A 25997-nucleotide genomic window follows, 5' to 3' on the forward strand; every position below is an offset into this window, starting at 1 on the left:
CGCGCAATGGGCGCAGTGGTCTTGAGACAATGATTAGAGGTCTTGGAACAGCCTTGGATTGTGATATGCTCAAAGTTATGAGGGTAACGGTTAGAGCGATTGCGGCTGCTTCACTTGTTCTTGCAATGACGGTCGGCTACGCGTGCTGCATGGCGTACGCAACTGCCCAACCGGTCACTCTGGTCGATGAGAAGGCGATCATCATCTGGAACGCCGAGCAGAAACGGGAACACTTCATCCGACAAGCGTCGTTCGACGGTGAAGCCGAGCATTTTGGATTCATCGTGCCGCTGCCATCGCACCCGGAGGTCGCAGAGGCAGATGTCGCGGCATTTGATCTCCTCGAGTCGTTGATTCCGAGAGACCCGGAAGCGGACAGCGCTGAAAGCGAGGGCACTGATTCTGACGATGATGCAGATGGAGTCGAGGTTATCGAACAGTACGTAGTCGGCGACTACGAGGTCACGATCCTCACCGCTACGGACGGCAAGTCGATGCTCGCATGGCTCGAAGAGAACGAGTACGACTCGCGCCCGGCGATGGAAGAGTGGCTCGACCATTACTCCAAGATGGACTGGTTTTTCGCGGCGTTGAAGTTCATCCGAGAGTCGGACGCCAATGAACCGAAGACGGAGGCTCTGCGGATCTCGTTCGACACCGATGCGCCGTTCTACCCCTACAAGATGCCGACGGATACTTGGCCGGACCCGCACTACCGCCCACTGGCGCTCTACTTTATCGCGAGCGGCAAAGCAAGTGCGCAGTATCAGGACAACAGCGCCGAATGGGAAGCTGAGATCCTGTGGTCAGGCCGGCTGCCGGGTGAGACACAAGAGCGCTTGGAAGAACAGCTCGGACTCGCAGATACGGATTTTCCGTCGAACGCGATGGTCACGGTCTTCCATAACAATCGTACCGAGCGAGGATATGACAGCGATCTTGCGTTCCATGTATTCAAGCCGTTACTGTCGATGTGGGCCTCATTCGCTCTGTTGGCAGGGATAGTAGCGGTAGTCATTATCGTCGCCTGGCGCCGCAGCAAAGCTAATGCAAGATGATCCCACTTGGTCAGGAACGGAACCTGCGGTCGCAGTGCGGTGCCAGCCGTTTTGTCAAGAGAAACTCTTGCTACCCGCCCAGCATTCGGCTGAGCGTTCGCTCGATCGCCTGCGCCCAGATCTCGTAGCCGTTCACGTTTGGGTGGAGCCTGTCGGGCATCATTGTCGTGCGGATTTCGCCGCTCGGGCGCAGGAAGTACTTGCCGATGTCGAGGAACTCGACGTTCTTGCGCTCGCCGAGCGGGCTGAAGAGCCGCGTCGCCTCGGCGACGTCTTTGCGAATCTTGTCCCCCGCGTTCAAACTTCTCGGAAACACGCCGAGCAGCAGGATTTTCACGCCGTTGATCTCGTTCTGGAGCTTGTTCACGATCGCCCGGACTCCGTCGGCGGTCATTTGTGGAGTCGATGAGCCGTGGCCCATGTTGTTCGTCCCGATCATGATGACGACGACCTTCGGCTGGAGGCTGATCAACTCGCCGTTGTCGAGCCGCCAGAGGACGTGCTCCGTGCGGTCGCCGCTGAATCCGAAGTTCGCCGCCTTTCTGTGGGAGTAGTACCTATCCCATATCGGCTTGCCGCCGTTCTCCCAACTGTGGGTGATCGAATCGCCGAGGAACGCCAGCTCAACGCCGCCAGCCTTGGTCACTTCTACCTTCTGCGCATGGCGATCTTTCCACGACTGCTGTTCGAGCCGGTTGGCCTGCGTCGTCACGACGTGCTTGGGAACGTCTTGCGCGACGGGTGCGGCGACAAGAGCGACACTGAAGATCAAACTGGTTGCCAGCACGGGCGTGATTCTATTCGAGGAAACTACTCAACAGGCTGCGGCTCATCTTGTTTCTTGAAGTCTCCAGAATTCAGTCCACCAATCGCGAAACCTGCGAGCATCAACAAAAGAGTCACGATTCCGAACCAAGTCGGCGAATTCAGACTGGCGTATTGGACAGCTGCGAACCAAGAATCACCCAACGTTTCGAGCTGTTCAAGCTGTGCGGGATTCGGTTCATTGAACACCTGATACAGCGCAACGATCGTCAAGAGGCCTGCAACCACGTATACGGCAATCGGCGACTTGCTGATCGCTCGGGTGATGGCTCCGGCCAAATACGCCGCTAATGCTGTGACCACTGCGAGAACGGCGAGGAACGCCGATGTCGGGGCTTTCGTCTCCGTGTCGATAACACCCTCGGCAGACAAGATGAACGCGATCGCAAGAACGATAATGCTACTGATAAGGAAGTACGCCAAGCAGCCAACGCAGCCCCCGCCGATATTTCGTCCCATGGACGAATCTATACCAGGCTCCCTCGCACGGTTGCAAGCGCAGGGTCACATTCCTGCGCCAATAACGGCGATGTCGTCCGGGCTGTCCTCCGCCCAACACGGCGAGCTGCTGTCTAGTCGAGGCAAAGATCGAGCAGCCAGGGCAGCGCCTAGTTCTTCCTCACGTCCGCTGAACCGAAGCCGTCGTCCTCGGCGAAGCTTCCTCAACGGTAATCACAGCGCCCAGCGCGCTCTGCCTGATACTCGTAAATCTGGAACTCTTGTGCGTGGATTGGGTTCCAGCAGTAGAATAGCTTCGCACCCGGAGACCAACCATGCCGACAGAAACCAGATTCACGCGCAAGCAAGTCCTCAAAGGCATTCTCATAGCGGCGGTTGCACCGGCGGTGCCAGGCGTCGCTTCGGCCCAGCAGCCCGAGCAGCAGACCAGCGACATCACGCTCGACGACCTCAAGACCCTGGAGAAGATGGTCGGGATCGAGTTCACCGATGAAGAGCGCGGCGAGGTGCTGCGAAGCGTACAGCGGTATCGCGACGGCTATGAGGCGATACGGGAGATGCAGATCGACAACTCTGTTCCACCGCCTACCCCGTTCGTGCCAGTCGGCAAGCAGCCGTCCCCGTCGCGGGCAATGTCGTGTCAACACCGCGCCATGCCGGATCTAGAACGGCCAGCTACGGACGAAGACCTCGCCTTCATGACGGTCGCCGAACTGAGTCAGCTGATCAAGCAGAGGAAGATGTCGCCCGTCGAGCTGACCGAGGTTTACATCAAACGGCTCGATGCATACGGCGTGAAACTGCTGAACGTCATCACGCCGTTGCCCGAGCACGCTCGAAAGCAGGCAAAGCAGGCAGAAAAGGAGATCATGGCCGGCGATTACCGCGGTCCGCTCCACGGCATTCCGTACGGGATCAAGGACCTCTTTTCCGTCGCTGGCTATTCAACGACCTGGGGATCGGAGCCGCACGTTTCGCAGGTCTTCGATTACGATGCAGCGGTCGTCGAGAAGCTGTCCGAAGCAGGCGCGATCTGTTGCGCGAAGCTCAGCATGGGCGCCCTGGCGATGAACGACCACTGGCATAAAGGACGGACGAAGAACCCTTGGAACCCGAGCCAGGGTTCGAGCGGTTCGTCCGCTGGGCCGGGGTCTGCAATGGCCGCTGGACTGGTTGCGTTTACAATCGGCACGGAGACCCAGGGCTCGATCATATCGCCGTCCCACCGCTGTCGGGTCACCGGTCTAAGGCCTACGTTCGGCCGCGTCAGCCGCTACGGCGCGATGGTGCTGAGTTGGAGCATGGACAAGGCAGGCCCGATGTGCCGAACCGCAGAAGACTGCATGCTCGTCCTCAGCGCGATCCAAGGCGGCGACCCCAGAGACACAGGATCTGTCGACCGTCCGTTCCATTGGCACTGCGACGTTGATCTCAGCCAGTTGAAGATCGGCCTTCTATCCGATGGCGATGCGCTCGGCGAGCTCGACGGAGATGTCGAGTACGAAGACTACATCGAGCTGCTGAAGAGCATGGGGGCGAAGCCCGAATACGTGGAGTTCACCAATCTGCCTGAGGGAATCATGATCGATCTGTCGGTCGAGTGCGCGGCCGCGTTTGACGACTTTACGCTAGGCGACGACATCGACGACCTGAAGAACAGCCGCTGGCCACAGATATTCCGCGCACATCGGTACGTCACTGCCGTCGAGTACATGCAAGTGATGCGAGCGCGGACCGTGGTGATGCGGAAGTTCGAGGAAGAGCTGGGCGACTTGGACGTGCTCATCGCGCCAGGCCGAGGCAGCTATCCGCTGCTCATCACGAACCGCACAGGGCATCCGCAGCTGCTTGTGCCTTACGGCGAGGACGATCGTGGCCGGGCAAGGAGCGTGTCGTTGTTCGGGCGCCTGTACGACGAAGCCACGATGTGCAAAGTCGCGTGGCGAATGCAGCAAGAGACCGGGTTCTATAAACTGCGCCCAGATTTGTCCGGCCTGTAGCGCCTTGGAGGGGAGTTTGCAGTTGGCAGTTGGTAGCTTGCAGTTGGTAGTTTCCCGAACAAACCCGAACAAATCCGAACCCCCGAACTTCCGAACTTCCGAACTTCCGAACCCCCGAACCCACAAATGGAGGGTGGCGCGTCATCCTGAGCGAGCCCGTCCTGAGCTTGACGAAGGAAAGGATCCTGCGACACCGGGCTAGGCCAAAAATATCGTATCTGCGGTGTTGTTCACGGGCTATCGCGCCGTTCGCCTCATTCACATCGTAGCTCTATGGCTGGGGATGAATGGTGCATCAGCCCGTGAGTTTGCGACGTAGCCAGCTAGTCGGACTGCCCGGCGAAGCGCAGGTTGACCAGCCTCGCGATCAGGATCGGCGGATACAGGATGCCGAACAGGCCGTGCAGGATCACTAAGTTGCGGGCGAGCTGCGACACCGGGATGATGTCGCCAAATCCGACTGACATCTGCGTCACGAAGCTGAAGTAGATGAGGTCGGGCCGCGAGCCCATCCCCGTCTCGAAGAACTCGGAAAACGCCTCCGGATTGATCTGTGCAAGTATCCCGTACACGTAGCTGAAGGAGACGCCCACGATCAAGTAAAGCGCGATGCTCCCCCAAACTTCCCGTGCCCTGACAACGGTTGTTTTTACCAAGTCGAACCCGATCGCGTAGGCGCTGACAAACCCCATGCCGATGAAACCGAGGTCGCCTATGATTTCGTGCACCTTGGCGTAACTTTCACCGAATCCGAACGAGCCAGGCACGAAACTAGCTATCGCAATGATCGCCGAAACCGTCGCGATCCGAATAGGCCATCGTCCCGCGTGCCCCGAGCGCTGAAACGTCCGAGCGATGAAGAAGTTGACGAAGTAGTAGCTCGCGGTGACGATGATTACCGTGCTCACAAACAACCAACGGCCAACCCCCTCATTCAGATCGAGGGATGGCGCCTTGATGATTTCGCCGACGATCGCCGGCGCAAGCATCATAAGTGCGGCCAAAAGCGTCAACCGCTCGTAGCTCAGCCGCTGCATGTCTTCCTCGCCCCTCAGAAGCGTTTTGAAGTGCGATCGGCGTTCCGCTGCCATCTCTTCCCTATCGTGGCATACCGGCGCACGCTGGTATCCTCCGGCTCGCGCAATGAGCTACTCTCCCATTCCTTATCGACCCGAACGGATACCTGTTGAACGAGGAATTGCCACGCTACAGGCGGAGTTCAAGATCGCGGACAACCGACGCAGCGTACGGCAGTTCTCACCGGATCACGTGCCGCGAGAGATGATCGAAACGGCGATCAAGATTGCCAGTACGGCGCCGAGCGGAGCACACAAACAGCCATGGCACTTTGTGGCGATCCAAGACAAGGACGTGCGTGCAAGGGTCAAAGTGGAAGCAGAGCGGGCCGAACGAAAGTTCTACGACAAGCTTGCTCCCAAAGAGTGGCTTGAGGCGCTCGAACCGCTGGGAACCGATTTCAACAAGAACTACCTGACAGTGGCCCCTTGGCTAGTTGTTGTGTTTCGGCGCGATTACGACGTTCTGCCCGACGGCACGAGAGCGAAGAACTACTACATGACCGAATCTGTCGGCATCGCGGTCGGGTTCTTCATTCAGGCCCTGCACAAGGCGGGGCTGGCGACGCTGACCCACACGCCAGCGCCGATGACGTTTCTGCGCGAGGTCTGCAACCGGCCGAAGAACGAAAAGCCGTTCGTGTTGATGCCGGTTGGCTACCCTGCAGACGACTGCGTTGTGCCGGATCTCGCACGCAAGCCGCTCTCGGAAGTCGCTGAGTTTGTTTAGTCGCTACTCGTAATCCTGCCACTCTATGCTGCCGTCGTCCAGACCCAGCACGACTTGGCGCTGGTCGGGCACAAACTTCGCAGTGATGATCCGGTTTTCTGAGGCAGTGAACGTCATCACATAATTTAGACCGCCGTCGAGCAGAACGGCATCCCTTCCCTCTCCATGGACGATTCGATCTCCGTCGCTGGTTACGTCGACGTACGGCAATCCGGGGAGGATGTGGACGTCGTTCCGCAACCGCTCCGCGAACACATCGAACGTGGCCAGACGACCAGGCAGGCGCAGCAGCACTTTGTCACTGTTCTTGTATGTCGCAAGGCCGTAAACCTTCATATCTGTGTGCGTTGCCAAGATTCGCGCGCGATCCGCCACGTCCCATATGGAGAGCCCGTAGCCGTCCGACCCGACGAACCGGTTCCCGTCGGGGAGCCCCGCCAGCATCATCGGCGAGTCGTTGGCTCGCCAGCGAGCGCGCTGTCGACCGTCGGGCGTCCACACTTCGAGCGTGCCGCTGTCGAACGACACGAGTATTTCGCCTTCCTTGTTGATTGCGAGGGCACGCGGCGCCGTGCGGATGAAACCGAACATGTTCGGGGCACGGTACTGCCAGGAGAGGTACCCGAATTCGAGGTCGATGCACCGTATCTTGAGTCCAGCCGCGACGAAAGCATACCGACCATCTGGAGTTACGTTGATTGCGTGGACGCGGCTGTAGGCGCTGCTCTTGGTGTCGTCATCGGCGAACTCGTAGGTCCTGACCTTGACGCCATCCTCCCAAACCGAAACGCCCATTCTCAGGTCGGCAGACAAAAAACGGCGGCAGTCCGGTGAAAACTCAATCAGTCGGATGCCGCCGAGGTGTCCAGGGAAGCTCGTGTGAGCTTCTGACATGAGAAGACCGCTCTTATCTCTCTCACTGCTGTTGACGTGATCTGTTTTCACTTTCGTTCTTTTTGCCCCGAAATTGCCGCTTGCTGCAACGAAAAACGGCTCGCAGCGATAAGACGCTACAGTTATGATACGAGCGTTCTTCCAGTTTCTGCTGACACTGGCGAAGCTTTTCACGTCGTTCGAGGCGCTGATCAGGTTGGTCAAGTTCGCATGGGCGCTGTTGTTGAAGCTGTTCCGGCGCGGGGCTGTAGCATCGCTGGTTCTCTTCCCTCTTCGGGCCTGAGTAGGTACGCTTGCCGACGGCATGGCGACTTCGCTGACCGCTGAAAAACTCTCGCAGGCCGTTCGATTGGTGCGAGATTCGGGCTTCGACGCCTGGATGGTGTTCGACCGCGAGACCGCGTTAGGAGGAGATCCCGTTCTTCCCCTGATCCTCGCCGGCGGGCTGACCTGGCAGAGCGCGCTGATCATTACTCGAGACGGGCGTAAGATCGCGGTAGTCGGCAACTACGACGCCGATCCGATCAAGGCCTCAGGCGATTGGGACGAGGTCGTGCCGTATGTGCAGAGCATCCGCGAGCCGCTGCTGGAGGTCTTGGACCGAGTCTGCGGTCCGGAGCCGAAGATCGCGGTCAACTTCTCTACGAACGACGTGAAGGCCGACGGGCTTTCTCACGGGATGTACCTTCTGCTTGTCGATTACTTGGCAGGTACTTCTTTCCAGGGATCTTTGGTCAGCGCCGAGAAGATCGTCATGTCTTTGCGCGGACAGAAAACGCCCGCGGAGATCGAGCGACTCCAGCTTGCGATCAAGTGCGGCGACCTGGTGTTCGGTCTGATCGAGTCGTTTGCTTCGGTAGGGGTTTCAGAGGTTGCAATATACGAACAGGCACAAGCGTACATCGACGACAAGGGCTGGGGTTACGGATGGGATCGCGCCGGCAACCCGATCGTCAACAGCGGCCCCGACTCGATGGTCGGGCACGGCAAGCCTTCGCCGGACATCACGCTTCAGCCGGGGCACGTGTTCCACATCGACCTCGGCGTGATCGTGGACGGGTATTCGAGCGACATCCAGCGGTGCTGGTTCGTCGGTGACTCAGTTCCAGATGATGTTGTGCAGGCGTGCGATGCCGTCAACCTGGCGATCACGACTGCTGCAGATGTTTTGCGCCCTGGAGTCGAGGGATGGATGGTCGACGCCGCTGCGCGCAAGTCGATCGTCGAGAGCGGTTACGACGAGTACATGCACGCGCTCGGCCACCAGGTCGGCCGCGTCGCGCACGACGGCGGCGCGATCCTCGGCCCGAAGTGGCAGCGGTACGGCGACACACCGATGATCCCGATCCAGAAGGACGAGGTGTACACGCTGGAGCTAGGCGTGATGCTCCCCGAACGCGGATACCTCGGGCTGGAAGAGATCGTCGTGGTCACCGACGACGGTTGCGAGTTCATGAGCGAACGACAGATCACGATCGATACGATAATCTGAGGGCTGTGTCGGGGACGAGAGCGCGGCTCGCGGGGACGCTCGCCCTCCCTGTCAGCACAAACGTTCCGATACCTCCAGTAAAATGGGCGGATGAGGTTTCGGACTAGCGATTGCATCGCCATTGGGGTCAGCGACATGACAGCCGCTGAGAAGTTCTACGTCGATGTGCTCGGTTTTGAGGTCGGCGAAAGGTGGGACGAATACGTCGAGCTGAAGACCGGCGCGCTCAAGCTGTATTTGTGCGAAGACGACGCTCCGATCTGCTTCGAAGTCTTGGTCGACGGCGTCCCGGCTGCGACCGACTACTTGGTCGAACATGGATGCAAGAAAGATGACGAAGAGGGAGACGAGGTGTTCGTGACCGACCCGTACGGCCTTAGGTTCTGCGTGTCTCAGTCTAAGGAGGGCTAGTCGGCCGACAATCGCTCTGAAATCTTACGGCAAGAGGCGCCACCGCTCTGGCTTCGTCCCTCAATTCGTGTCGTATGGAGGGTTCACATTCTGGGACTCGTACCCTCCACACTGCGAGTGCGGAGGGATGAATGCCGACGAACAGGCGTTCGTCACGGACCCGTACGGCCTCAGATTCTGCGTCTCTCAGTCCAAGGATAGTTAGCCCGTCGAGGTCGTTTCCTTCTCCTTCGCCTCATGCGAGCGAGGTTTGACGACCGCATTCGTGACCGGCTCGGATGGTTGCTGCCCGCGGCGAAACGGAAAGACCTTGGGCGTCGATTTCTTGTACTCCCGGTATGTGTCGCCGTACTGATCGGTCAGGTCCTTCTCTTCGAACACGATCGCTACGAAAATGTACGCCGTCGTCAGGACTGAGAACAGCATGTGGCCTACCGTCATCGCGGGTGCGGCCCAGAAGGCGACGATGAATCCCAGCATGATCGGGTGGCGACAGAGTTTGTACAGCCCGGTCGTCACGAACGTCTCGCCGTCTCTCACCTTGTCCTGCAGGTTGTCCACTACCTGCCTGAGACCCAGCAGGTCGAAGTGGTTGATCATGAACGTCGAGAGTGCGACGATCCCGAACCCGAGGAAGAACACTGCATTTATGACCGTCGCAAGCGGGCCCGTCACCGTCCAGATTGGATTCGTCATCGGAACCCAATATACGAACAACAGGATCAGAACGCACGAACTGAGCAGTACGTAAGTACTGCGTTCAACCGCCTTCGGAACAACCTTCGTCCAAATCTTCTTGAATGACGGTCTGGCCATCACGGAGTGCTGCAGGGCGAACCCGCTCAAAAGAATCAAGTTCAGAATCCAGCCCATCACGCCCGATGCAACCGTCGAAGCGGCAACGTCGATCGTTCGCGGCACCCAGTTTGTTCCGCCAATTTCGATCGGCGTGATGTTGCCTACGAAGCAGATCGCGTAAAGTAGCGTCGCCAAGCAAACGACGTAGCAAAGAAACCCATATATGAGTGCAAGAACTCGTGCCATAGATTTTCAACTCAAGCAAACCAAGACTGATATACGCTGGCGAGCATAACACCGGAATCGACCTTGTAGACCGTGACTTCAGATTGTGCCACTTCGAGATGGACTAGGACGGGGAATCGGGTTCTTTTTTCTGGAGTGGCCTCAGTGCCGTCAAGCTGACACGAAAGCGCTGGTCTACGAAATCCTCTAGTTTCGTACGGTTAAAGGCGTCACCGCTCTGGCAGCTTGTGTCGGCTCCGTCCAGACTCCGTCCTCTTTCAGCAGCGCGACAAGCTCTTCGACGCCGCGTTCTTGCGGGATTCCATGCTTGACCGGCTCGCGCTTTCGATACAGCGTGATCTTGCCCCCGGCAGCGCCGACGTATCCGTAATCTGCATCGGCCATCTCGCCTGGACCGTTCACGATGCAGCCCATCACGGCGATATCCAAGCCGACAAGGTGCTTTGTGGCCTCTCTGACCTCACGCAACACAGTCGGAAGGTCGAACTTGGTCCTGCCGCACGACGGACAGGCGATGTATTCGACCTGCGTCTTTCTCAGGCCCAGAGCTTGCAGGATTTCATAGCACGCCGGCAGTTCGTTGATCGGATCTTCTGCCAGGCTGACGCGAATCGTGTCGCCGATCCCCTCCGACAGCAGCGTCGCAATGCCTGCTGTCGACTTGATGCGAGCGTACTGTCCGTCGCCGGCCTCGGTGACCCCCAAGTGCAGCGGGAAGTTCATCCCCTCTTCGTCCAGCCTCATCGCCAAAAGCCGATTCGCCTCGATCATGATCGGAACCCGGCTGGCCTTCGCGCTGATGTTCAGATTCCAGAATCCGTGTTCGACACAGAGTCGGACGTACTCGAGCGCGCTCTCGACCATTCCTTCCACCGTGTTGCCGAATGTCACGAGCATTCGTTCGCTCAACGAGCCGTGGTTGACGCCTATGCGCATTGCGCGATTGCGGGCCTTGCACGCCTCGACCACCGGCACGAAAGTTTCCTCGATAGCGCTCCGCTCTGCTTTGTGCTCTTCTTCGCTATAATCCTCCCTCCCTGTGTGCTTTCGGAATACGAACAGGCCCGGATTGACGCGAATCTCGTCGACGTGCTTGGTCGCTTCGAGGGCGATCTTCGTGCCTTGATGATGAACGTCGGCCGTCAGCGGCACCTTGCGATAACCCTCGCTGACTTTCGCAACAATCTCTTCCAGACACTGCGCCTCTTGAAGAGTCGGGGTAGTGACCCGCACGATTTCGCTTCCCGCCTTGTGCAGCGCGATGATCTGCTCGACGGATGCGTCGATATCGCGCGTCTCTGCCGTGATCATGGATTGCACGACCACGAGGTGGTCGGAGCCGATCTGGACTGAATCCACCGTGCAAGTTCGGGTCGCTCTTCGTTCGAATTTCGTCTTGAGACTCATGCCTCTCAACCGTATTCTACGGGCATTTCGCGATTCGGCTTGGGAAACGTACGTTGACTCCGTGTAAATCCGCATAATCCAACACCGGAACAATGTAGACTACGCGCTACACAACCGATTATAGCATATGATATAGGCGCTCCTTCGAGCGGCACTTGTATCCAGCGGCCACAGGTAGAGGTAGCGACTGAGTTCATGAACACAAATCTCGACCAACCTTCGTTCAGTTTTGAGGCGATCAGAGAGACCATTTTTCGGCAGTCCCGCACCGTTGTCATCGTTGCAGAGCCGTGGCCGCCGTACAGGGTTATCTACGTCCCGCCCAACGCCAGTGACGTGCTGAAATACAGTCACGGAGAGGTTTTCGGTCGAGGCCTGCCGGATTGTCCTTTTGGCGAGGCTGCCGATCCCGCAACGGTCAGAGAGCTCATCGAAGAGACGCTGAGGAACGGGATTGCGACGGCTGAATACGAATACTTCAACGGTGAGGGCGAATCGCGGTGGCTAGCAATCGAGTCACACTTGGTAGAAGACGAAAACGGCAGAGCGCAGTACTTGGCGTTCGTCGCACACGATACGACTGAGCACGTCCTGATTCGTCAAGAGGCCCAGCGGGCACAGAGGCTGTACACGGAGGTTGTTGAGACGGCCGTCGAGGCGTTCGTCACAATCGACTCTCGCGGCAAGATCGCCTCGATCAACGCAGCCGCTCAAAAGATGTTCGGCTTCGATTCGGAGCAGCTAGTCGGAGAAGATGTCTCTATCCTCATGCCAGAGGAGGTTGGGCGAGATCATCAGAAATATCTTGAGCACGCTCAGCCTGGCGTCGAGTCCTACGTTATCGGCAAGAGCCGAGAAGTCGAAGGCAAGCGCAGCGACGGAACTGCTTTCCCGATCGAGATCACGATTTCCGAGATTCAGGTCGACGGAGAAAGGATGTTCAACGGCATTTGCCGTGACATTACGAGGCGAAGGATGGCAGAACAAGCGCTTCGCGGGAAGACGAAGGAAGCCCAGCAGGCAAACGAGGCGAAGAGCAAGTTCTTATCGAGGATGAGCCACGAATTGCGAACCCCTCTGAACGCGATTCTGGGATTCGCACAAGTTCTCGAGATGAGCGATCTTGACGGGGAGGATCTCGAATCTGTGCGCCATATTTTGAAAGGCGGGCACCATCTCCTGGAACTGATCAACGACATTCTAGATATCTCGCGAATTGAGGCCGGGAAGCTAGCCGCAACGATCAAACCCGTCCAGTTAGTACAATGCATCAACGATTCATTGGAGTTGATCGCGCCGCTTGCGAACGAACGTTTCCTTATCGTCACTCCACCTAAAGATCTGTCTGAAGATCTGTACGTGCTCGCCGATCGACAGCGGTTGGGGCAGGTTTTCCTCAACGTGCTGTCCAACGCGGTCAAATACAACAAACCGAATGGGAGCGTGACCATTACAGTTGACACTAGCAATGAATGCCTGGTCGCCGTGGTAATTCAGGACACCGGAATAGGGATTCCCGAGTCCAAGCTTCAAGACCTTTTCGTTCCGTTTGAACGTCTCGGCGCCGAATCTACTCGAGTAGAAGGCAGTGGGCTGGGGCTGGCCCTGACGAACGGACTGATGGCAGAGATGTCAGGACACGTTGACATCAGTTCGACGGAGGGCGCAGGGACGACCGTGAGCCTTTTGCTGCCAAGGGCGATGCGGAGCGACGATGCCGCGCAGACGATCGACAACGGCGTCGCGCGCCAACCTTCGACATCCACGCCCCTCGACATTCTGCTCATCGAAGACAATATACCAAGCATCAACTTGGTTGAGAGGGCGTTCGAAGCACAGCCGAATTGGACCCTCCGTTCAGCTCATACGGGGGCAGAAGGATTGGCCGCCGCCCGCGAGCGCACGCCTGATGTAATCCTGCTGGATGTGAACCTGCCGGACGTGACCGGACCAGAACTCATCAGATCGTTTCGGCTCGATCCGGAGCTTGAAGAAGTCCCAGTGATCATTGTGAGCGCCGACGCCAGTCATGCGACCCAAGACACGTTCCTTTCGGCCGGCGCTCAGACGTACCTCAGCAAGCCGTTCGACATCCAAAGGCTGTTCGCACAGATTCGTGATTTGACGTTTTCTTCCAACAAGGTCTAGCGAGTTTGTAGACTGCCGTGTAGAATCGCTCTTGGGCTCCATGATTCCGATCGATTGAGGCGGGTTTCACATAGTGCAATAGCATGAAGCACGGTGTGGCATCGGTCTCCGGTTTCCCCCAGAAGATGTACTTTCAGAGGCATTATGTAGTTAAATGTACAGATTGATGCGTCAGGTTCTTTACAGGTCTAGATATCGCAGCCGAGCGAAGGGCCTTCCTTTGGGGCGTCTTTGCGTGTCGGACAGTTCCCCTCTTTCCTTCCTTTGGGTGGCTCGTACAGGGCCTTCAGATTCAAGCCGAGCGTTAACCGGAACAGTATATCTTGCTCTGAGCGCAGGCGAGAAATCCCAAGCGCGCGTATATCGAGACCAGCTATCTGACGTCGCCAATGCCGCTGACATTTTCAGGGTAGGTCTAGAGACTTCAGGTGTAGATGCTCGTGACTAGCCAGCCCAAATCCACTTTGAAACGGATCACAGGCCAAATCAAACGGCTCGTTGCTATAGTCGTCCTCGGGCTCGTACTACCGCTGGTCGTACTTGGCATCTTCGCGTACGACGAGAGTTTGGAACACGATGCCCGCACTGCATCTCTGCTCCATTCGATGAACGCCAGCCATGAGGCCGAAGCTTTAGTTATTGAACTAAGTCTTGTTCAAGAGCGTGCAGACCGCCGACCACCAGAATCAGCGCTGGAGGAGCGCGACCTGGAGCGAGAGCGAGGTGCCTTGACTGAGAGGCTGCTGGCGGTCGGCCCATCTGTCACCGAAGACACTTTTCTGGTCGATACGGATGAGTCTGCCGTGAGGCACCAGGCATTGCTTGAATCGTTGCTGCGCCAGTTCTCAGAGCTGGAGTTAGCAACCCAGGGCCGCCGTGGTGCGCACATTTCGGATGAACTGTTGGCGTCGCTCGGCCTGAGCTTGGACCGCCACCGATCGATGCTCTATGAGCACTCTCAGCTTGAGGCGCAGGAGGTTTCAGATAGCTGGAGAAGAACCGCCATGATAGCTGGCCCGATCGTGATAGGAGTGCTCGCGCTTGGTCTGCTGACGTATTTGGCTTTGTTCCGCAATTTGCGGCGAGAGTTGAGACGCGACGACGAAGTCCGACAGGCCCTACCAACTCAGGAAGCTTGGTTCAGAGTGCTTTTTGACGAGTCACCGGTGGCCGTGTGCGTGTCAAGGGACGGTCTCATCCGTCACGCCAATCCGGCATATATGCGGCTATTTGGCTACGATGAGGATGAAGTCATTGTCGGGCAGTCGATCCAGGATCACATCGATCCGGAGTCGCGCGAGGATATCCAGCGACTCATGGACGAACTATCCGAAAAACGGGGAGTGTACCAAGCAATTGAGATCGTTGCACAACGGAATGACGGTTCAAAGGTCCAAATCGAGGTGACCTTGGGCACAGTCACGCTCCCTGATGGCCCCGCGTTCTTCGCGTTTTTCACCGATCTCACGAAGCGCAAGCAGGCCGAGGCCGCACGGCGTGAAAGCGAACAACTGTTCACCCTGATGTTCGACAGTACGTCGGACATGCTCTTGCTCATGAGCGTCCAAGCCGATGGCAGCCTTGTTTTCGACGTAATGAACAGGGCGTATGAGGACTACATACGGGAAACATATCCAGGTTCAGACGTTGACCCTATCGGCCGAGAGCGGAAAGAAGTATTGGCGTCTTGGGGCATACCTGAAGATGCCATCAAAGCAGGAAGCAAGATGTACGACGAAGTCGTTGCCGAGCGCACGGTGAAGCACTCTGAGATCACGGTGCCGCTGGCCGGAAGCGAGCGTTGCCTGGACGTGTCCGTCGAACCGATCTTGAACGCGGCTGGGGAATGTACGCACGTTCTCTGGAGCGGAAGAGATATAACGGAGCGCAAGCAACAGCAAGAGGAGCTACGACGCCTCAACGAGTCGCTGGAAGAAATGATCGAGGAACGCACAGCGGAACTTCGGCAGAGCGAAGCCCGGTTCCGTGCCATCAGCGAAGCTTCTCCGTTTAGCGTGCTCGTTACGGATTCAGAAGGAGCAATCGTTTACGCAAACGACGCATATCACCGCTTGATGGGCGCTGCCTTCGAAGACATCAAGGGCTGGGGTTGGGCAGATTACATTCATTCCGACGACGTGGATGACCTGGTCTCTTCCTGGAAGAACTACCTCGAAGTCGGTGGCACGTTCGAGAACGACCACCGAATCGTTCGACCCGACGGAACTGTCGCTTGGCTGTACTGCGTCGCTGCTCCGCTCATCAACCAGAATGAGACCGACGGTCATGTCGTAATGTTGGAAGACATCACTGCACGCATCGAGGCGAGGGAAGAGCTTCTTCGGGCAAAGGAGGAAGCCGAAGAAGCAAACGCCGCCAAGGATCGTTTCCTTTCGCGCGTCAGCCACGAGTTGAGGACGCCCCTGAACGCAATTCTGGGGTTCGCCCAAGTTATGGCGACGGATCGCCTCTCTTCGGAACAAGAAAGTTCAGTGAAGCACATTCTCGAGGCTGGCGACCACCTGCTTTCGTTGATTGAGGAAGTACTCGATATCGCCAAGATCGAAACTGGCGAGATTGAAATAGATGTCCGAGAGGTCGATGCCCGAGTACAAGTTCTCGAGTGCGTTGAGCTGCTTTCGCCTCTGGCCAAAGCAAGGCAAGTAACCATAGCAGTCGCTGGCTCCTCGGACGCGGTAGTGCCGATCAAGGCCGATCCGAGGAGAATGACCCAGATTATCTTCAACGTCCTGTCGAACGCCATCAAGTTCAACAAACTCAGAGGCTCGGTCACGATATCTTTTGAGCCGGCCGCTCGAAACAGGACTGCGGTTGTGATCAAGGACACCGGATTAGGCATCAGCCAGGAGAAGCTTTACCGCGTATTCGAGCCGTTCGACCGGCTCGGCGCCGAAGAAACGGATGTGAAAGGGACCGGGATCGGCCTGACCGTATCGGCAAGTCTCGCAGAGGCCATGAATGCAACGATTGAAATTGCATCAACGGAAGGCGTCGGGACTTTCGTGACGATCACGTTTGAGGCTGCCGGCGAGATCGTGATCGACGACGATCTCCTGGCTATTGTCGAGCCACCTGCGAAGAGCGCCGGGCATGACCTCAAGATCCTTCTCGTCGAAGACAATCGGTCTAACTACCTGCTCATGAAGACGGTATTCAAGAGGAGAGGCTCTTGCGACCTGCGAATCGCCAACACTGCGGAAGAGGGTCTTCAGATGGCGAAGCAGTTCAAGCCCGATCTTTTCCTGCTCGACGTGAATCTTCCGGACTCGCTCGGAACGGAGCTGATCGAGAAGATCCTTGCCCAGAGGAGCCTCCGCAACACTCCCGTCGTGATAGTCAGCGCTGACGCAAACACTGCCACGGTTGCAGAGTTTAAGGACAAGGGAGCGTACGCCTACCTGACCAAGCCGATCGACATCACCAAACTGCTGCAGGTAGTGGACGAAATTGCTCTAGAGCGCATGGGGCGCACTAGTTGACGCCAAAGGGCGTATGAAATTGCGATCTTTGCACTAGGGCTCCTCAACTACGCCGAAATGCGATCCGTAACAAGTAACAGTTGCGCTCGAAAGCGCGAGGAGATTTGAAGTCATGCCTGAAAACACACCGTTTGCCTGGCACGAGATTCACACAACTGACGCACAGAAGGCCAAGAAGTTCTATTCCGACTGCTTCCGCTGGGAAACCAGCGAGATGTCGATGGGCGAAGATGGCGTCTACACCATGTTCAACGTTCCCGGCGCCAAGCCGTTCGGCGGGATAGTCGAACTGCGAGGCGAGGCGTGGAAGGGGATTCCCGCGCACTGGGCAGTCTATGTCGACGTCGAGGACATTCGCGCGAAGGTGAAGGAGGTCGAAGCTTGTGGCGGAAAAATCGTTGTTCCTCCGTTTGAAGTTCCCAGTGTCGGTCTCACAGCGCTAGTGCATGACCCGCAGGGCGCTCCGTTCCACCTATTCCAAGGCGTCAAGTCGTAGCATGCGGTTCGATCGGGTGCGTTCTGTCAGAATCAGCCTGATCGATGCCCCTTTACTTGCCGTCCCTGCGCCACCGAGACTTCACCGTTTACACTGTCGGCCGGTTCGTAGGAAACGTCGGAGCGAGCGTCCAGCTCTGGACAGTCGCCTGGCACGTGTACCAAGTATCGGGGGAGAGCTCCCTGCACGTCGGACTGTTGGGCCTTGTCCGTGTCTTGCCGCTACTGCTGTTCTCTCTGGTCGGCGGTGTCGCGGCGGACCACTTCGACCGGAAGAAACTCATGGTCGTCACGCGATGGGCGATGACAGGTATCGCCATCACGCTTGCTATCGTGACCGTGCTCGGCCTTGCAAGCCTTACGTGGATCTACTCTCTGGTCGCAATAATGTCCATCGCCCGCGCCTTCGATGGCCCGGCCAGGAACGCCCTAATGGTCAACTTGGTGCCAGAGCGCGACCTGCCGAACGCGCTCAGCGTGAACGGCATCGCTTGGCGGCTAAGCGGCGTAACCGGCCCGATCATTGCGGGCGTCATGATCGCCTACGGCTCTCTTCACTTGGCGTACGCCACGTCGGCGGTCGGAAACATCGTGCTGCTCGGGGCACTCTTCTTCGTCAAGCCGGTCAAGCAAGCGTATCCGGACCAGCCGATCACGTCGGTCAAGCATGTCTTCTCCCAGATCGGGGCAGGATTCCAGTTCTTCAAAAGTTCGCACATCGTTCGCAACACGATGATCATCGACTTTTGGGCGACGTTCTTTTCATCTGCCGACGCGCTCTTCCCCGCCTTCGCGGGGCCGGTGCTGCACCTGGGGCCGAACGGATACGGAATGTTGGCGGCGGCATCCGGCGGCGGTGCGCTCATCGCTGCAATCGTCCTCGCCTTTCGTCGGACGGTCAAACGCCAAGGGATAGTGGTCATCGGAATGATCGGCGTTTACGGAATGGCCACCGTTCTGTTCGGACTGAGCCAAAGCCTGTGGATGGCCATGCTGTTCCTGATGTGCACGGGAGCAGCGGACATGGTGAGTACTGTGCTGCGCCAGACGATTCGGCAGCTCGCAACGCCGGACAACATTCGCGGCCGAATGGCTGGAGTGGGGGTGCTGTTTCAGGTCGGCGGGCCGCAGCTTGGCGATGTCGAGGCGGGTGTATTCGCCAAGTTCTACGGGGATCGAGCGTCCGTTGTTATCGGAGGCTGCGCGTGCCTGATCGTCTCGGCGTGGTACTCCGCCAAGAGTCACCTGAAATCGTACATCCATGTCAACAATGAGCCTATGGGTGAAGAAAAACAGTGAGTTGGTCGTATAATCTATAGGAAGATGAGTAATGCTCGTCCCTTCGGGTTGTTCGCAGTAGTCCTCGCAGTGGGAGGAGCTGCCGCATACAGCCAACAGGGTAAGAACATGGAACTCCACCTTGACGCAGCCGATCTACCTGGCGGAGTGACGCTTTACGGCTCTGACGCCGTGACGCCGCTCAGGGAGAATATGGAGATCGCCACGTTTGGCGGCGGATGATTCTGGAGCGTTGAAAACGCCTTCCGTCAGGTTGACGGAATCACAGCGACAGCGGTCGGATTTGCCGGGGGTAGCGTTAAGAGCCCAACGTACAGGCAAGTATGCCTTTCGGACACTGGCCACGCCGAAGTGATACGCATTGAGTACGACCCGAAGAAAGTCAGCTACGAGCGACTTCTCGAGGTTTTCTGGGCGATTCACGATCCGACGCAGTTCAATAGACAGGGCGTCAACATTGGCAACCAGTATCGCAGTGTGATATTCTTCCACACGGAAGAGCAGGCGCGAGCTGCGCGCAAGAGCTACGATGTCATCGCAAAAGAAAAGGGCCAAGCCTTAGCAACGCAGATTCTAGAAGCCGTTCCCTTCTTCATGGCTGAGGATTACCATCAGCAGTACTACTCCCGTAAGGGGGTCCCTGCTTGCCCGATACCGCCAAAGTCTGGCGGCGGGTAAGTCGCCTTGGGGAACGAACGTAGCAAAGACCGTCAACTAAGCCGCTTTTTGGCCTTCGACTCGTCCGATGATTGCGTTGCGCGCCCTGCCAGCGATCTCCATCACTTCGCCGACGAGCGCCGACGGCACATCTAGCTCTTCGAGCGTTGCCTGCAGGTGGCCAGCGACGGCATCACAGTGCTCGTCGCTCAGTCCCTTCATCTTGACCATATACGAATCGGCATCAGTGAGGTTTTGCCCTTCGGACTCGCTCGGTCCGCCGAACGCCATCGTCAAGAAGTCGCGCTGATTCTTCTTCAGTTCGCTCATATTCGCTCCTGCGAAGAACGGAGCCAACTTTGGGTCGTCCAAAACGCGAACGTAGAACAGCTCAACAGTCGCGTAAATCGCCGCAGAGCCGCCCAGCCTGTCATACAGAGGAATTTCCATGCGTTACCCCAGGCTAAACTGTATGTACAAATACTCGGCGCGGCGTATAACAATCATTAGGTTATCGGACGTTGAAGTACTTCGCGGCGGGGTGGTGAACAATGATCGCGCTAGTGGACTGCTCGGGGTTCAGCATGAACTCTTCGCTGAGCTCGATCCCGATATCCAGAGGCTGCAATAGCTCAAGCAGCTGGGTCTGGTCCTCTAGGTTCGGGCAGGCCGGATAGCCGAACGAGTACCGAGAGCCGTGGTACTTGGCGCTGAACAGCAGGCGCATCTCCTCCGGCTCCTGGTCGTCGATCCCCATCTCGGCTCTGATGATCTTGTGCCAGTACTCCGCGAGCGCCTCGGCGGTCTCGACGCCCATGCCGTGGGTGTAAAGGTACTCCTGATAGTCGCCGCTCTTGAACTGGCTCCGCTCGTACTCGCTGATCGCGCCGCCGATCGTGACGATGTGGAATCCCACGACGTCCATCTCGCCCGACTCGGTGCTGCGAAAGAAATCGCTGAGGCACTGGCGCTTCATAGCGCGCTGCCTTGGGAAGTTGAAACGGCACCGCTCCGTCTTCTTGTCTTCTCGGTAGACGATCAAGTCGTTCCCTTCGCTCTGACACCAGAAGTAGCCCCATTTGACCGCCGGGTGCATGTGCGGCGCTAGCTCCCGCTGCTTCCTCTGGAAGATCGGCCCCGCCTCATCGTTCAGCCAATCTGTGAAATCAGGGTTGCTCATGCCTTTCGGCTTCTTGTACTGCCATTGGCCACGGAACAGCGCGATCGGGTTGATGTACTTGTATATCTCGAAAACGTCGAACTTGGTCTGTTTCTTCGCGCCGTAGAACGGGAGGTCTGGCACGTTTTCGGCTGGTTCGACGTCGCTCTTCGTACCGTCAAAGACGTAGAGAGCCGGATCGAGCACATCGACGCGGTGCGAGGAGACGCGCCGCTGCGTGGCCTCTTTGTGGTCTCTTTCGGAGTGCGCGGACGCGTCCGCGCTTTCCACAGCGGTCTCTTCCTGCTCTTGCTCCGAGCTGCCCAACTCCCCCATGAGCCGCAGGCCCTCGAACGCATCTTTCGCGTAGAACACATGGCCGTCATAGATCTCGCGAAGATCTTGCTCTACGTACGAGCGTGTCAACGCTGCGCCACCTAGGATCACAGGGATCGAAGACACGCCGCGCCGGTTCATCTCGATGAGGTTGTCGCGCATCACGAGCGTACTCTTGACGAGCAGCCCGCTCAGGCCGATGACCGCGCACTTGCTCTCTTCGGTCTTCTCCAGGATCGAATTGATCGGCTGTTTGATCCCGATGTTGACGACGCGGTAGCCGTTGTTGCTCAGGATGATGTCGACGAGGTTCTTGCCGATGTCGTGCACGTCGCCCTGAACGGTCGCGAGCAGGATCGATCCCTTCTCGCTCCCCTCCTCCTTCTCCATGTGCGGCTCGAGGTGCGCGACCGACGCCTTCATCACCTCCGCGCTCTGCAAGACGAAAGGCAGCTGCATCTTCCCCGCCCCGAACAGCTCGCCGACCGTCTTCATCCCGTCGAGCAGGATGTCGTTGACGATCTCAAGCGGCTTGTACACCTTCATCGCTTGGTCGAGGTGGTCGTCGAGCCCTTTCTTGATCCCATCGACGATGTGCTTCTTCAGCACGTCTTCGACCCCCAGGCCCTCGAACGCGTCGGCGGACGTATCGACCGCCTTCACGTTCTCAAACCGCTTCATCAGCTCGATCAGCGGATCGTATGTGACTTCTCGCTCTTCGCTCATTCCGTTCGGCACCAAGTTTACTTGTCGGTCAACTAACATCGTTAGGCACCATAAAGTGGCATTTAGTCTCGGTATGCTTGTGCCTAGTGACCAACTTCGGCTCATATCCCTACTCTTCTCAACGAATGCCTGTGTTCGCCCGCAACGTCGTGGCGACCTCTCAGCCGTTGGCGGCCTCAGTGGGGCTGGAGACGCTCAGGCGTGGGGGGAACGCGATGGACGCGGCGCTGGCGACGGCGATCTGCCTGACGGTGGTCGAGCCGACCTCGAACGGCATCGGCTCGGACGCGTTCGCCTTGATTTGGTCTGGCGGCGAGTTGCAAGGACTGAACGCGAGCGGCAAGTCGCCTGCGAACTGGGACGTCTCGAGGTTCGACGGCATGGAGCAAGTTCCCTTGCGAGGATGGGATGCGGTGACGGTGCCGGGCGCGGTCGATGCGTGGGTGCAGTGCTCGCGGCGGTTCGGGCGCATGCCGTTCAGCGAGCTTTTCGACGGTGCGCTGCGCTACGCCGAAGACGGATTCCACGTCTCCCCCGTCATAGGGCTTGTGTGGGCGCGTGCGGCGGAGGCGTTCAAGGGGTTCCCCGCTTTCTATGACACTTTTATGCCGGGGGACAAGGCGCCCGAGATCGGGAGCATCATGTTTCTTCCCGACCACGCCGAGACGCTTCGCTTGATCGCAGAGAGCGAGGGCGAAGCGTTCTATCGTGGTGAGATCGCTGAGAAGATCGTCAAGGACGCCGAGGCCAACGGCGCGGCTATGTCGCTGGACGACCTCGCGCAGCACGAGTCGGAGTGGGTCGAGCCGATCTCCATCGGCTTTCACGGCGTCGATCTGAATGAGATCCCGCCGAACGGCCAGGGCCTCGCTGCACTGATCGCGCTGGGCGTCTTGCGCCACACTCCGGTTCTCGACTTCCCCATCGACTCCGCGGACTCGGTCCACCATCAGATCGAAGCGATGAAGATCGCGTTCGCGGAGGTCTTCGCGCATCTCAGCGACCCAGCAACCATGCGCGCCTCGGTCGATGAGCTGCTTGATGACACGTATCTCAAAAAGCAAGCCGACTCGATCGACCCGAAGAGCGCAGGTAAGGCACGCTCGATGCTCGCAGCCGCGCCGAGTACCGTCTATCTGTGCACCGCGGACGACGAGGGCATGATGGTTTCGTTCATCCAGTCGAACTACTACGGCTTTGGATCCGGCGTGGTCGTCCCCGGCACGGGGATCGCGCTGCAGAACAGGGGCTGCGGTTTCACTCTCGAAAAAGACCACCCCAACGAGGCCGCCCCCGGCAAGCGCCCGTTCCACACGATCATCCCCGGCTTTGTAACTTCGGAGCGCGGGCTCTCAGCCCGCATCCAGGACCACGGACTCTCAGTCCGTGAGCCCGCTCCTATGGAAAGCGCGGTCCTTCAATCCGCTCAGGATGACAACCCCGCGCACTCCCAAAATGCGCTGATGGCGTTCGGGGTGATGGGAGGTCACATGCAGGCGCAGGGGCACGTGCAGACGGTTCTGCGAACCTTCGGCCACGGCCAAAACCCGCAAGCCGCATCTGATGCCCCACGCTGGCAGGTTTCTGAGGACGGCGAGGTCCTACTCGAAGAGGGTTTCGATACGAGTGTCGCCGACAATCTCGCGGCTCGCGAACACAAGGTTAAAACCAACATGGCTCCCGGCCACTTCGGCGGCGGTCAGTACATCTTGAAGCTCGAAGACGGCTACTGCGCCGCGAGCGACCACCGCAAGGACGGCTGTGCCCTAGGATTCTGATACAATAAGAGAATGCTCTTGGCGCTCGCCGTCACTCTGCTGCTAGGGAACCAGGGGAACGTGTCCGATGAGAGCGTGACTTTTCACGGTCATGCCAAACGTGTGTCCGTGCTCCTGGCTGAGCTAGGAGAACAGATCGGTCAAGAGCTCCTTGCCGACAAGCGCGCCGGTGACCTCGTGCTATTCCTTGCAGTTAAGGACGTCAAGGCGGAAGATCTCTTAGTGCAGATCGCTTGGGCGACCTACTCCGACTGGGTCGAAAACGACGACGGCTCGCAGACGCTCACTTACTCAGAGCAGAAAGTAGAGCGGCGAAGCGACGAATTAGCCAGCGAATTGCGCACGAGAGTAGAAGCGTGGAGCGAGGCAGCGTACAAGGGACAGCCTGAAGAGTTCACAGCCGATGAGGCAATAGAGCTTGCGTTCTGGCTACAAAGCCTTTCGCACCGAGAGCGCATGACAGCAAAACAGTCTAGCGTTGGCGCTGCCGCAAGATTCCCGGCACACAGGCTTCTCAAGAGGTTGCTTCCTCTGATCGACTACGCCAAAGTCGTACTTACTGGAGAACAGACGTTCAGCACATTCCCCGATCTCTGGTCGTTACAACTCCCTGAATCCGCTGCTGCACCGCTGGACGACTATAAGAGGGAGATCGCCATGCTGGCGACAGCCCTGGAGCCGTACGGACTTTCGGTCATGGGGCTTCCCTTAGACTCTCGAGAAAACAGAGTAGTCACGTTTGACTCACCTGAGCGCGTCGATTTGAGAGTCAGTGAGCAGCGTGTTGCGATCAGCATCTATGGACCACTTGGCACAGGATCTATTGACATCGGATATCTCTCCTCACATGGAGAGAACTCGGCAACGAGGAATCCTTACGAATCCGATTGGATGCGCCGCCTGCCTGTCGGTCTAAGGATAGAGTTCAGCAGCGCGACTCAGGCCCTCGTCAAGATGCGCAGGAAACTCGCAATAAACCAGGAGCAGACCGATCGACAGATGGTGCTGCGTCCAATCAAAAGGGATCCGCTTAGCTTTGTCGCTAGCGACGCGCTCGGCGCAATAGGCAAGGTTCTAGCTCGCAACGTCGTGGCGGTCCTTATGGACGAACAGCGCTTGTTGTGGGCACCGTCGACTTCTGGCAATTCTGTTGCGATCGGATGGTTGCTCGAAGGGCTCAACCAGCACCAGTCGCATTTTGATGACGATTGGATCACGTTCAGAATGCCTAATCCACGGACCGACCGAAAGAGACAGATGGATCGCGCCGAGCTAGGCCTTGCGCTGAGGAACACTGTGAGAGACGGTCGCTTCATGATCGACGATCTCCTTGCCTTCTGGCCCGCTGACAGTGATTCTGCGCACTTCGAGGCCTACTATCAAGGAGTCGCGATGCTTATGCCTCCGACCACCGAACGGGTTCTTCACAACAGCATAGACTTCCTCAGCTTTTTGGCCAGTTTGACACCCGGTGAACTACGGGCGACGACCGGTTCAGGCTTGACCGTGTCGCAGCTCTCACCCGCAGCAAGAGCGGCATTCCGAAAGCTCCAATTCCTCAATGGTGTGCCGTATCTAGAGGTTCTCGGAATGTTCTACACTGGCGTCCCAGATAGCGCTCTTCTTAAAATTACGTTCGAGCGCGCAGAGCCGCATGCCATATTGGAGGCCTTACCGGAGGAAACTGGAAAAGGCTGGTATTACAATTTCTTCAGTGCGAAGACACTGTCCTACGATCGACGTTACCTCTTTCGCAACAACGTCGGGTTTACGCTTGTTCTAGAAACGAATGCTGGGAGTGCTTACAGAGTATTCGGGTTCGGAGAGAACGGTTTTGGCTTAACGCCGACGCACTACGACGACCTACCAGATCACTTGCAACAGTGGTTTAAGGAGAGCAGCGAAGTTCAGCGAAAGAAACGCGGCGGGAGGTAGCTTGCTCATTCTCGCGCACAACCGCGCTCTACGCTTCCAGCTCAACGCCTAGCCCGTCGGCTACGCGGTTGACGAACGCGAAATACGCAACGATACACGTGAGGTCGTGGATCGCGCGGTCATTCAGGCCTTCATCGCGCAACGCGTCAACATCACCCTGCGACATCTCTGCGGGAGTGCGCGTGAGTTTCGTGGCGTAATCCAGGATCGCTCGGTCGACGGATTCAAGCTCCATCGCGCGATAGTCGCCGATTAACCCGCCGACGAACGCCTCGACCTCCGACCCCGGCCGGCCTTCCCCTCCCAGAGCAGCGCGGAGACCCCGCGCGTGGTGTTCGACTCAGTAGTGACACCCGTTCAGCCCTGAAACGACCACGGCGATCATCTCTCTTTGCACGCGCGACAGCGGCCCAGGCTTGTGCATCAACTCGAGGTACAGGTCGTAGTGAAGCCTCATAACCTCGGGATGCACGCAGTGGATCTGGAGGATGTTGTCCTTGTCGGGCACCCTCTGTTCGGGCGCGATCTCGCTCTCGGGGACGTACTCTATGAATGCCATGAAGCTCCT

24 protein-coding genes are annotated in these 25997 nt (G+C 57.9%); 14 read left to right on the forward strand and 10 right to left on the reverse strand.

Translation table 11 applies throughout. The features are described from left to right. Window positions 1–77 precede the first annotated feature (77 nt). Window positions 78–1058 (forward strand): DUF2330 domain-containing protein, encoded by a 981-nt coding sequence (locus IH944_00800; protein MCH7903085.1) that lies wholly within the window; start codon window positions 78–80, stop codon window positions 1056–1058. A gap of 70 nt (window positions 1059–1128) precedes the next feature. Here the strand turns inward: IH944_00800 and IH944_00805 are convergent, their stop codons facing one another. Next, window positions 1129–1845 (reverse strand): hypothetical protein, encoded by a 717-nt coding sequence (locus tag IH944_00805; GenBank protein ID MCH7903086.1) that lies wholly within the window; start codon window positions 1843–1845, stop codon window positions 1129–1131. 23 nt (window positions 1846–1868) lie between these two features. Then, entirely contained in the window at window positions 1869–2342 is a 474-nt protein-coding gene (locus tag IH944_00810; GenBank protein MCH7903087.1) for a hypothetical protein, read from the reverse strand. A gap of 314 nt (window positions 2343–2656) precedes the next feature. Between IH944_00810 and IH944_00815 the strand changes: the two genes are divergently transcribed. Next, the gene (locus IH944_00815; GenBank protein ID MCH7903088.1) at window positions 2657–4342 is read left to right on the forward strand and encodes an amidase; all 1686 of its coding nucleotides are present in this window, start codon (window positions 2657–2659) and stop codon (window positions 4340–4342) included. A gap of 323 nt (window positions 4343–4665) precedes the next feature. Here the strand turns inward: IH944_00815 and IH944_00820 are convergent, their stop codons facing one another. After that, entirely contained in the window at window positions 4666–5433 is a 768-nt protein-coding gene (locus IH944_00820; GenBank protein ID MCH7903089.1) for a two pore domain potassium channel family protein, read from the reverse strand. 52 nt (window positions 5434–5485) lie between these two features. On the opposite strand from IH944_00820, the gene IH944_00825 reads away from it, so the two are divergent. Further along, window positions 5486–6148 carry a nitroreductase family protein gene (locus tag IH944_00825; protein MCH7903090.1) on the forward strand — a complete coding sequence of 221 codons (663 nt, stop codon included), beginning with the start codon at window positions 5486–5488 and terminating at the stop codon, window positions 6146–6148. Between the two features lie 3 nt (window positions 6149–6151). On the opposite strand, the gene IH944_00830 is transcribed toward IH944_00825, so the two are convergent. Next, window positions 6152–7093 carry a WD40 repeat domain-containing protein gene (locus IH944_00830; GenBank protein ID MCH7903091.1) on the reverse strand — a complete coding sequence of 314 codons (942 nt, stop codon included), beginning with the start codon at window positions 7091–7093 and terminating at the stop codon, window positions 6152–6154. Between the two features lie 73 nt (window positions 7094–7166). On the opposite strand from IH944_00830, the gene IH944_00835 reads away from it, so the two are divergent. The 3 genes from IH944_00835 to IH944_00845 all read left to right on the forward strand — a co-directional run bounded on the left by IH944_00835 (window position 7167) and on the right by IH944_00845 (window position 8945). Then, complete coding sequence (locus tag IH944_00835; GenBank protein MCH7903092.1) at window positions 7167–7325, forward strand: hypothetical protein; 159 nt, start codon at window positions 7167–7169, stop codon at window positions 7323–7325. A 21-nt stretch (window positions 7326–7346) separates the two neighbouring features. Beyond that, a complete protein-coding gene (locus IH944_00840; protein MCH7903093.1) occupies window positions 7347–8534 on the forward strand; it encodes an aminopeptidase P family protein in 1188 nt (395 codons plus the stop codon). Window positions 8535–8624: 90 nt separating this feature from the next. Then, window positions 8625–8945 (forward strand): VOC family protein, encoded by a 321-nt coding sequence (locus IH944_00845; GenBank protein MCH7903094.1) that lies wholly within the window; start codon window positions 8625–8627, stop codon window positions 8943–8945. Window positions 8946–9146: 201 nt separating this feature from the next. Here IH944_00845 and IH944_00850 read toward each other — a convergent pair whose 3' ends face one another. Continuing rightward, on the reverse strand, window positions 9147–9989 hold the full coding sequence (locus tag IH944_00850; protein ID MCH7903095.1) for an isoprenylcysteine carboxylmethyltransferase family protein: 843 nt from the start codon (window positions 9987–9989) through the stop codon (window positions 9147–9149). Between the two features lie 186 nt (window positions 9990–10175). Then, window positions 10176–11396, reverse strand: coding sequence for a (E)-4-hydroxy-3-methylbut-2-enyl-diphosphate synthase (gene ispG / locus IH944_00855; GenBank protein MCH7903096.1), 1221 nt, complete (start codon window positions 11394–11396; stop codon window positions 10176–10178). 195 nt (window positions 11397–11591) lie between these two features. Between ispG and IH944_00860 the strand changes: the two genes are divergently transcribed. The 6 genes from IH944_00860 to msrA all read left to right on the forward strand — a co-directional run bounded on the left by IH944_00860 (window position 11592) and on the right by msrA (window position 19516). Then, a complete protein-coding gene (locus tag IH944_00860) occupies window positions 11592–13544 on the forward strand; it encodes a PAS domain S-box protein (GenBank protein MCH7903097.1) in 1953 nt (650 codons plus the stop codon). Between the two features lie 434 nt (window positions 13545–13978). Further along, a complete protein-coding gene (locus tag IH944_00865) occupies window positions 13979–17044 on the forward strand; it encodes a PAS domain S-box protein (GenBank protein MCH7903098.1) in 3066 nt (1021 codons plus the stop codon). Window positions 17045–17156: 112 nt separating this feature from the next. Then, window positions 17157–17540: a VOC family protein gene (locus tag IH944_00870; protein MCH7903099.1), complete on the forward strand. Its 384-nt coding sequence runs from the start codon at window positions 17157–17159 to the stop codon at window positions 17538–17540. A 44-nt stretch (window positions 17541–17584) separates the two neighbouring features. Continuing rightward, window positions 17585–18838: an MFS transporter gene (locus tag IH944_00875; GenBank protein ID MCH7903100.1), complete on the forward strand. Its 1254-nt coding sequence runs from the start codon at window positions 17585–17587 to the stop codon at window positions 18836–18838. 24 nt (window positions 18839–18862) lie between these two features. Next, window positions 18863–19060, forward strand: a complete 198-nt coding sequence (locus tag IH944_00880; protein MCH7903101.1) for a hypothetical protein — start codon at window positions 18863–18865, stop codon at window positions 19058–19060. Next, a complete protein-coding gene (gene msrA / locus IH944_00885; GenBank protein ID MCH7903102.1) occupies window positions 19031–19516 on the forward strand; it encodes a peptide-methionine (S)-S-oxide reductase MsrA in 486 nt (161 codons plus the stop codon). Before IH944_00880 ends, msrA begins: the two co-directional genes overlap by 30 nt. A 36-nt stretch (window positions 19517–19552) precedes the next feature. On the opposite strand, the gene IH944_00890 is transcribed toward msrA, so the two are convergent. Continuing rightward, window positions 19553–19945 carry a group 1 truncated hemoglobin gene (locus IH944_00890; protein MCH7903103.1) on the reverse strand — a complete coding sequence of 131 codons (393 nt, stop codon included), beginning with the start codon at window positions 19943–19945 and terminating at the stop codon, window positions 19553–19555. Window positions 19946–20006: 61 nt separating this feature from the next. Then, window positions 20007–21755 (reverse strand): B12-binding domain-containing protein, encoded by a 1749-nt coding sequence (locus tag IH944_00895; protein MCH7903104.1) that lies wholly within the window; start codon window positions 21753–21755, stop codon window positions 20007–20009. Window positions 21756–21841: 86 nt separating this feature from the next. On the opposite strand from IH944_00895, the gene IH944_00900 reads away from it, so the two are divergent. Together IH944_00900 and IH944_00905 are read left to right on the forward strand one after the other, a co-directional pair. Further along, window positions 21842–23494: a gamma-glutamyltransferase family protein gene (locus IH944_00900; GenBank protein MCH7903105.1), complete on the forward strand. Its 1653-nt coding sequence runs from the start codon at window positions 21842–21844 to the stop codon at window positions 23492–23494. A 12-nt stretch (window positions 23495–23506) separates the two neighbouring features. Further along, entirely contained in the window at window positions 23507–25429 is a 1923-nt protein-coding gene (locus IH944_00905; GenBank protein ID MCH7903106.1) for a hypothetical protein, read from the forward strand. Window positions 25430–25457: 28 nt separating this feature from the next. Here IH944_00905 and IH944_00910 read toward each other — a convergent pair whose 3' ends face one another. Beyond that, window positions 25458–25664, reverse strand: a complete 207-nt coding sequence (locus IH944_00910; GenBank protein ID MCH7903107.1) for a hypothetical protein — start codon at window positions 25662–25664, stop codon at window positions 25458–25460. Window positions 25665–25769: 105 nt separating this feature from the next. Next, the gene (locus tag IH944_00915) at window positions 25770–25988 is read right to left on the reverse strand and encodes a carboxymuconolactone decarboxylase family protein (GenBank protein MCH7903108.1); all 219 of its coding nucleotides are present in this window, start codon (window positions 25986–25988) and stop codon (window positions 25770–25772) included. Window positions 25989–25997 lie beyond the last annotated feature (9 nt).

It is taken from the genome of Armatimonadota bacterium (genome assembly GCA_022563855.1).
In the GTDB taxonomy this organism is placed as follows: domain Bacteria; phylum Armatimonadota; class Fimbriimonadia; order Fimbriimonadales; family Fimbriimonadaceae; genus JADFMN01.

What these genes read in the sequence shown, in the direction of transcription:
- IH944_00800 (MCH7903085.1), top strand. Translation starts at nt 78, where the DNA reads ATGAGGGTAACGGTTAGAGCGATTGCGGCTGCTTCACTTGTTCTTGCA.
- IH944_00810 (MCH7903087.1), bottom strand. Translation starts at nt 2,342, where the DNA reads ATGGGACGAAATATCGGCGGGGGCTGCGTTGGCTGCTTGGCGTACTTC.
- IH944_00815 (MCH7903088.1), top strand. Translation starts at nt 2,657, where the DNA reads ATGCCGACAGAAACCAGATTCACGCGCAAGCAAGTCCTCAAAGGCATT.
- IH944_00820 (MCH7903089.1), bottom strand. Translation starts at nt 5,433, where the DNA reads ATGGCAGCGGAACGCCGATCGCACTTCAAAACGCTTCTGAGGGGCGAG.
- IH944_00825 (MCH7903090.1), top strand. Translation starts at nt 5,486, where the DNA reads ATGAGCTACTCTCCCATTCCTTATCGACCCGAACGGATACCTGTTGAA.
- IH944_00835 (MCH7903092.1), top strand. Translation starts at nt 7,167, where the DNA reads ATGATACGAGCGTTCTTCCAGTTTCTGCTGACACTGGCGAAGCTTTTC.
- IH944_00840 (MCH7903093.1), top strand. Translation starts at nt 7,347, where the DNA reads ATGGCGACTTCGCTGACCGCTGAAAAACTCTCGCAGGCCGTTCGATTG.
- IH944_00845 (MCH7903094.1), top strand. Translation starts at nt 8,625, where the DNA reads ATGAGGTTTCGGACTAGCGATTGCATCGCCATTGGGGTCAGCGACATG.
- IH944_00850 (MCH7903095.1), bottom strand. Translation starts at nt 9,989, where the DNA reads ATGGCACGAGTTCTTGCACTCATATATGGGTTTCTTTGCTACGTCGTT.
- ispG (MCH7903096.1), bottom strand. Translation starts at nt 11,396, where the DNA reads ATGAGTCTCAAGACGAAATTCGAACGAAGAGCGACCCGAACTTGCACG.
- IH944_00860 (MCH7903097.1), top strand. Translation starts at nt 11,592, where the DNA reads ATGAACACAAATCTCGACCAACCTTCGTTCAGTTTTGAGGCGATCAGA.
- IH944_00865 (MCH7903098.1), top strand. Translation starts at nt 13,979, where the DNA reads ATGCTCGTGACTAGCCAGCCCAAATCCACTTTGAAACGGATCACAGGC.
- IH944_00870 (MCH7903099.1), top strand. Translation starts at nt 17,157, where the DNA reads ATGCCTGAAAACACACCGTTTGCCTGGCACGAGATTCACACAACTGAC.
- IH944_00875 (MCH7903100.1), top strand. Translation starts at nt 17,585, where the DNA reads ATGCCCCTTTACTTGCCGTCCCTGCGCCACCGAGACTTCACCGTTTAC.
- IH944_00880 (MCH7903101.1), top strand. Translation starts at nt 18,863, where the DNA reads ATGAGTAATGCTCGTCCCTTCGGGTTGTTCGCAGTAGTCCTCGCAGTG.
- IH944_00890 (MCH7903103.1), bottom strand. Translation starts at nt 19,945, where the DNA reads ATGGAAATTCCTCTGTATGACAGGCTGGGCGGCTCTGCGGCGATTTAC.
- IH944_00895 (MCH7903104.1), bottom strand. Translation starts at nt 21,755, where the DNA reads ATGTTAGTTGACCGACAAGTAAACTTGGTGCCGAACGGAATGAGCGAA.
- IH944_00900 (MCH7903105.1), top strand. Translation starts at nt 21,842, where the DNA reads ATGCCTGTGTTCGCCCGCAACGTCGTGGCGACCTCTCAGCCGTTGGCG.
- IH944_00905 (MCH7903106.1), top strand. Translation starts at nt 23,507, where the DNA reads ATGCTCTTGGCGCTCGCCGTCACTCTGCTGCTAGGGAACCAGGGGAAC.
- IH944_00910 (MCH7903107.1), bottom strand. Translation starts at nt 25,664, where the DNA reads ATGGAGCTTGAATCCGTCGACCGAGCGATCCTGGATTACGCCACGAAA.
- IH944_00915 (MCH7903108.1), bottom strand. Translation starts at nt 25,988, where the DNA reads ATGGCATTCATAGAGTACGTCCCCGAGAGCGAGATCGCGCCCGAACAG.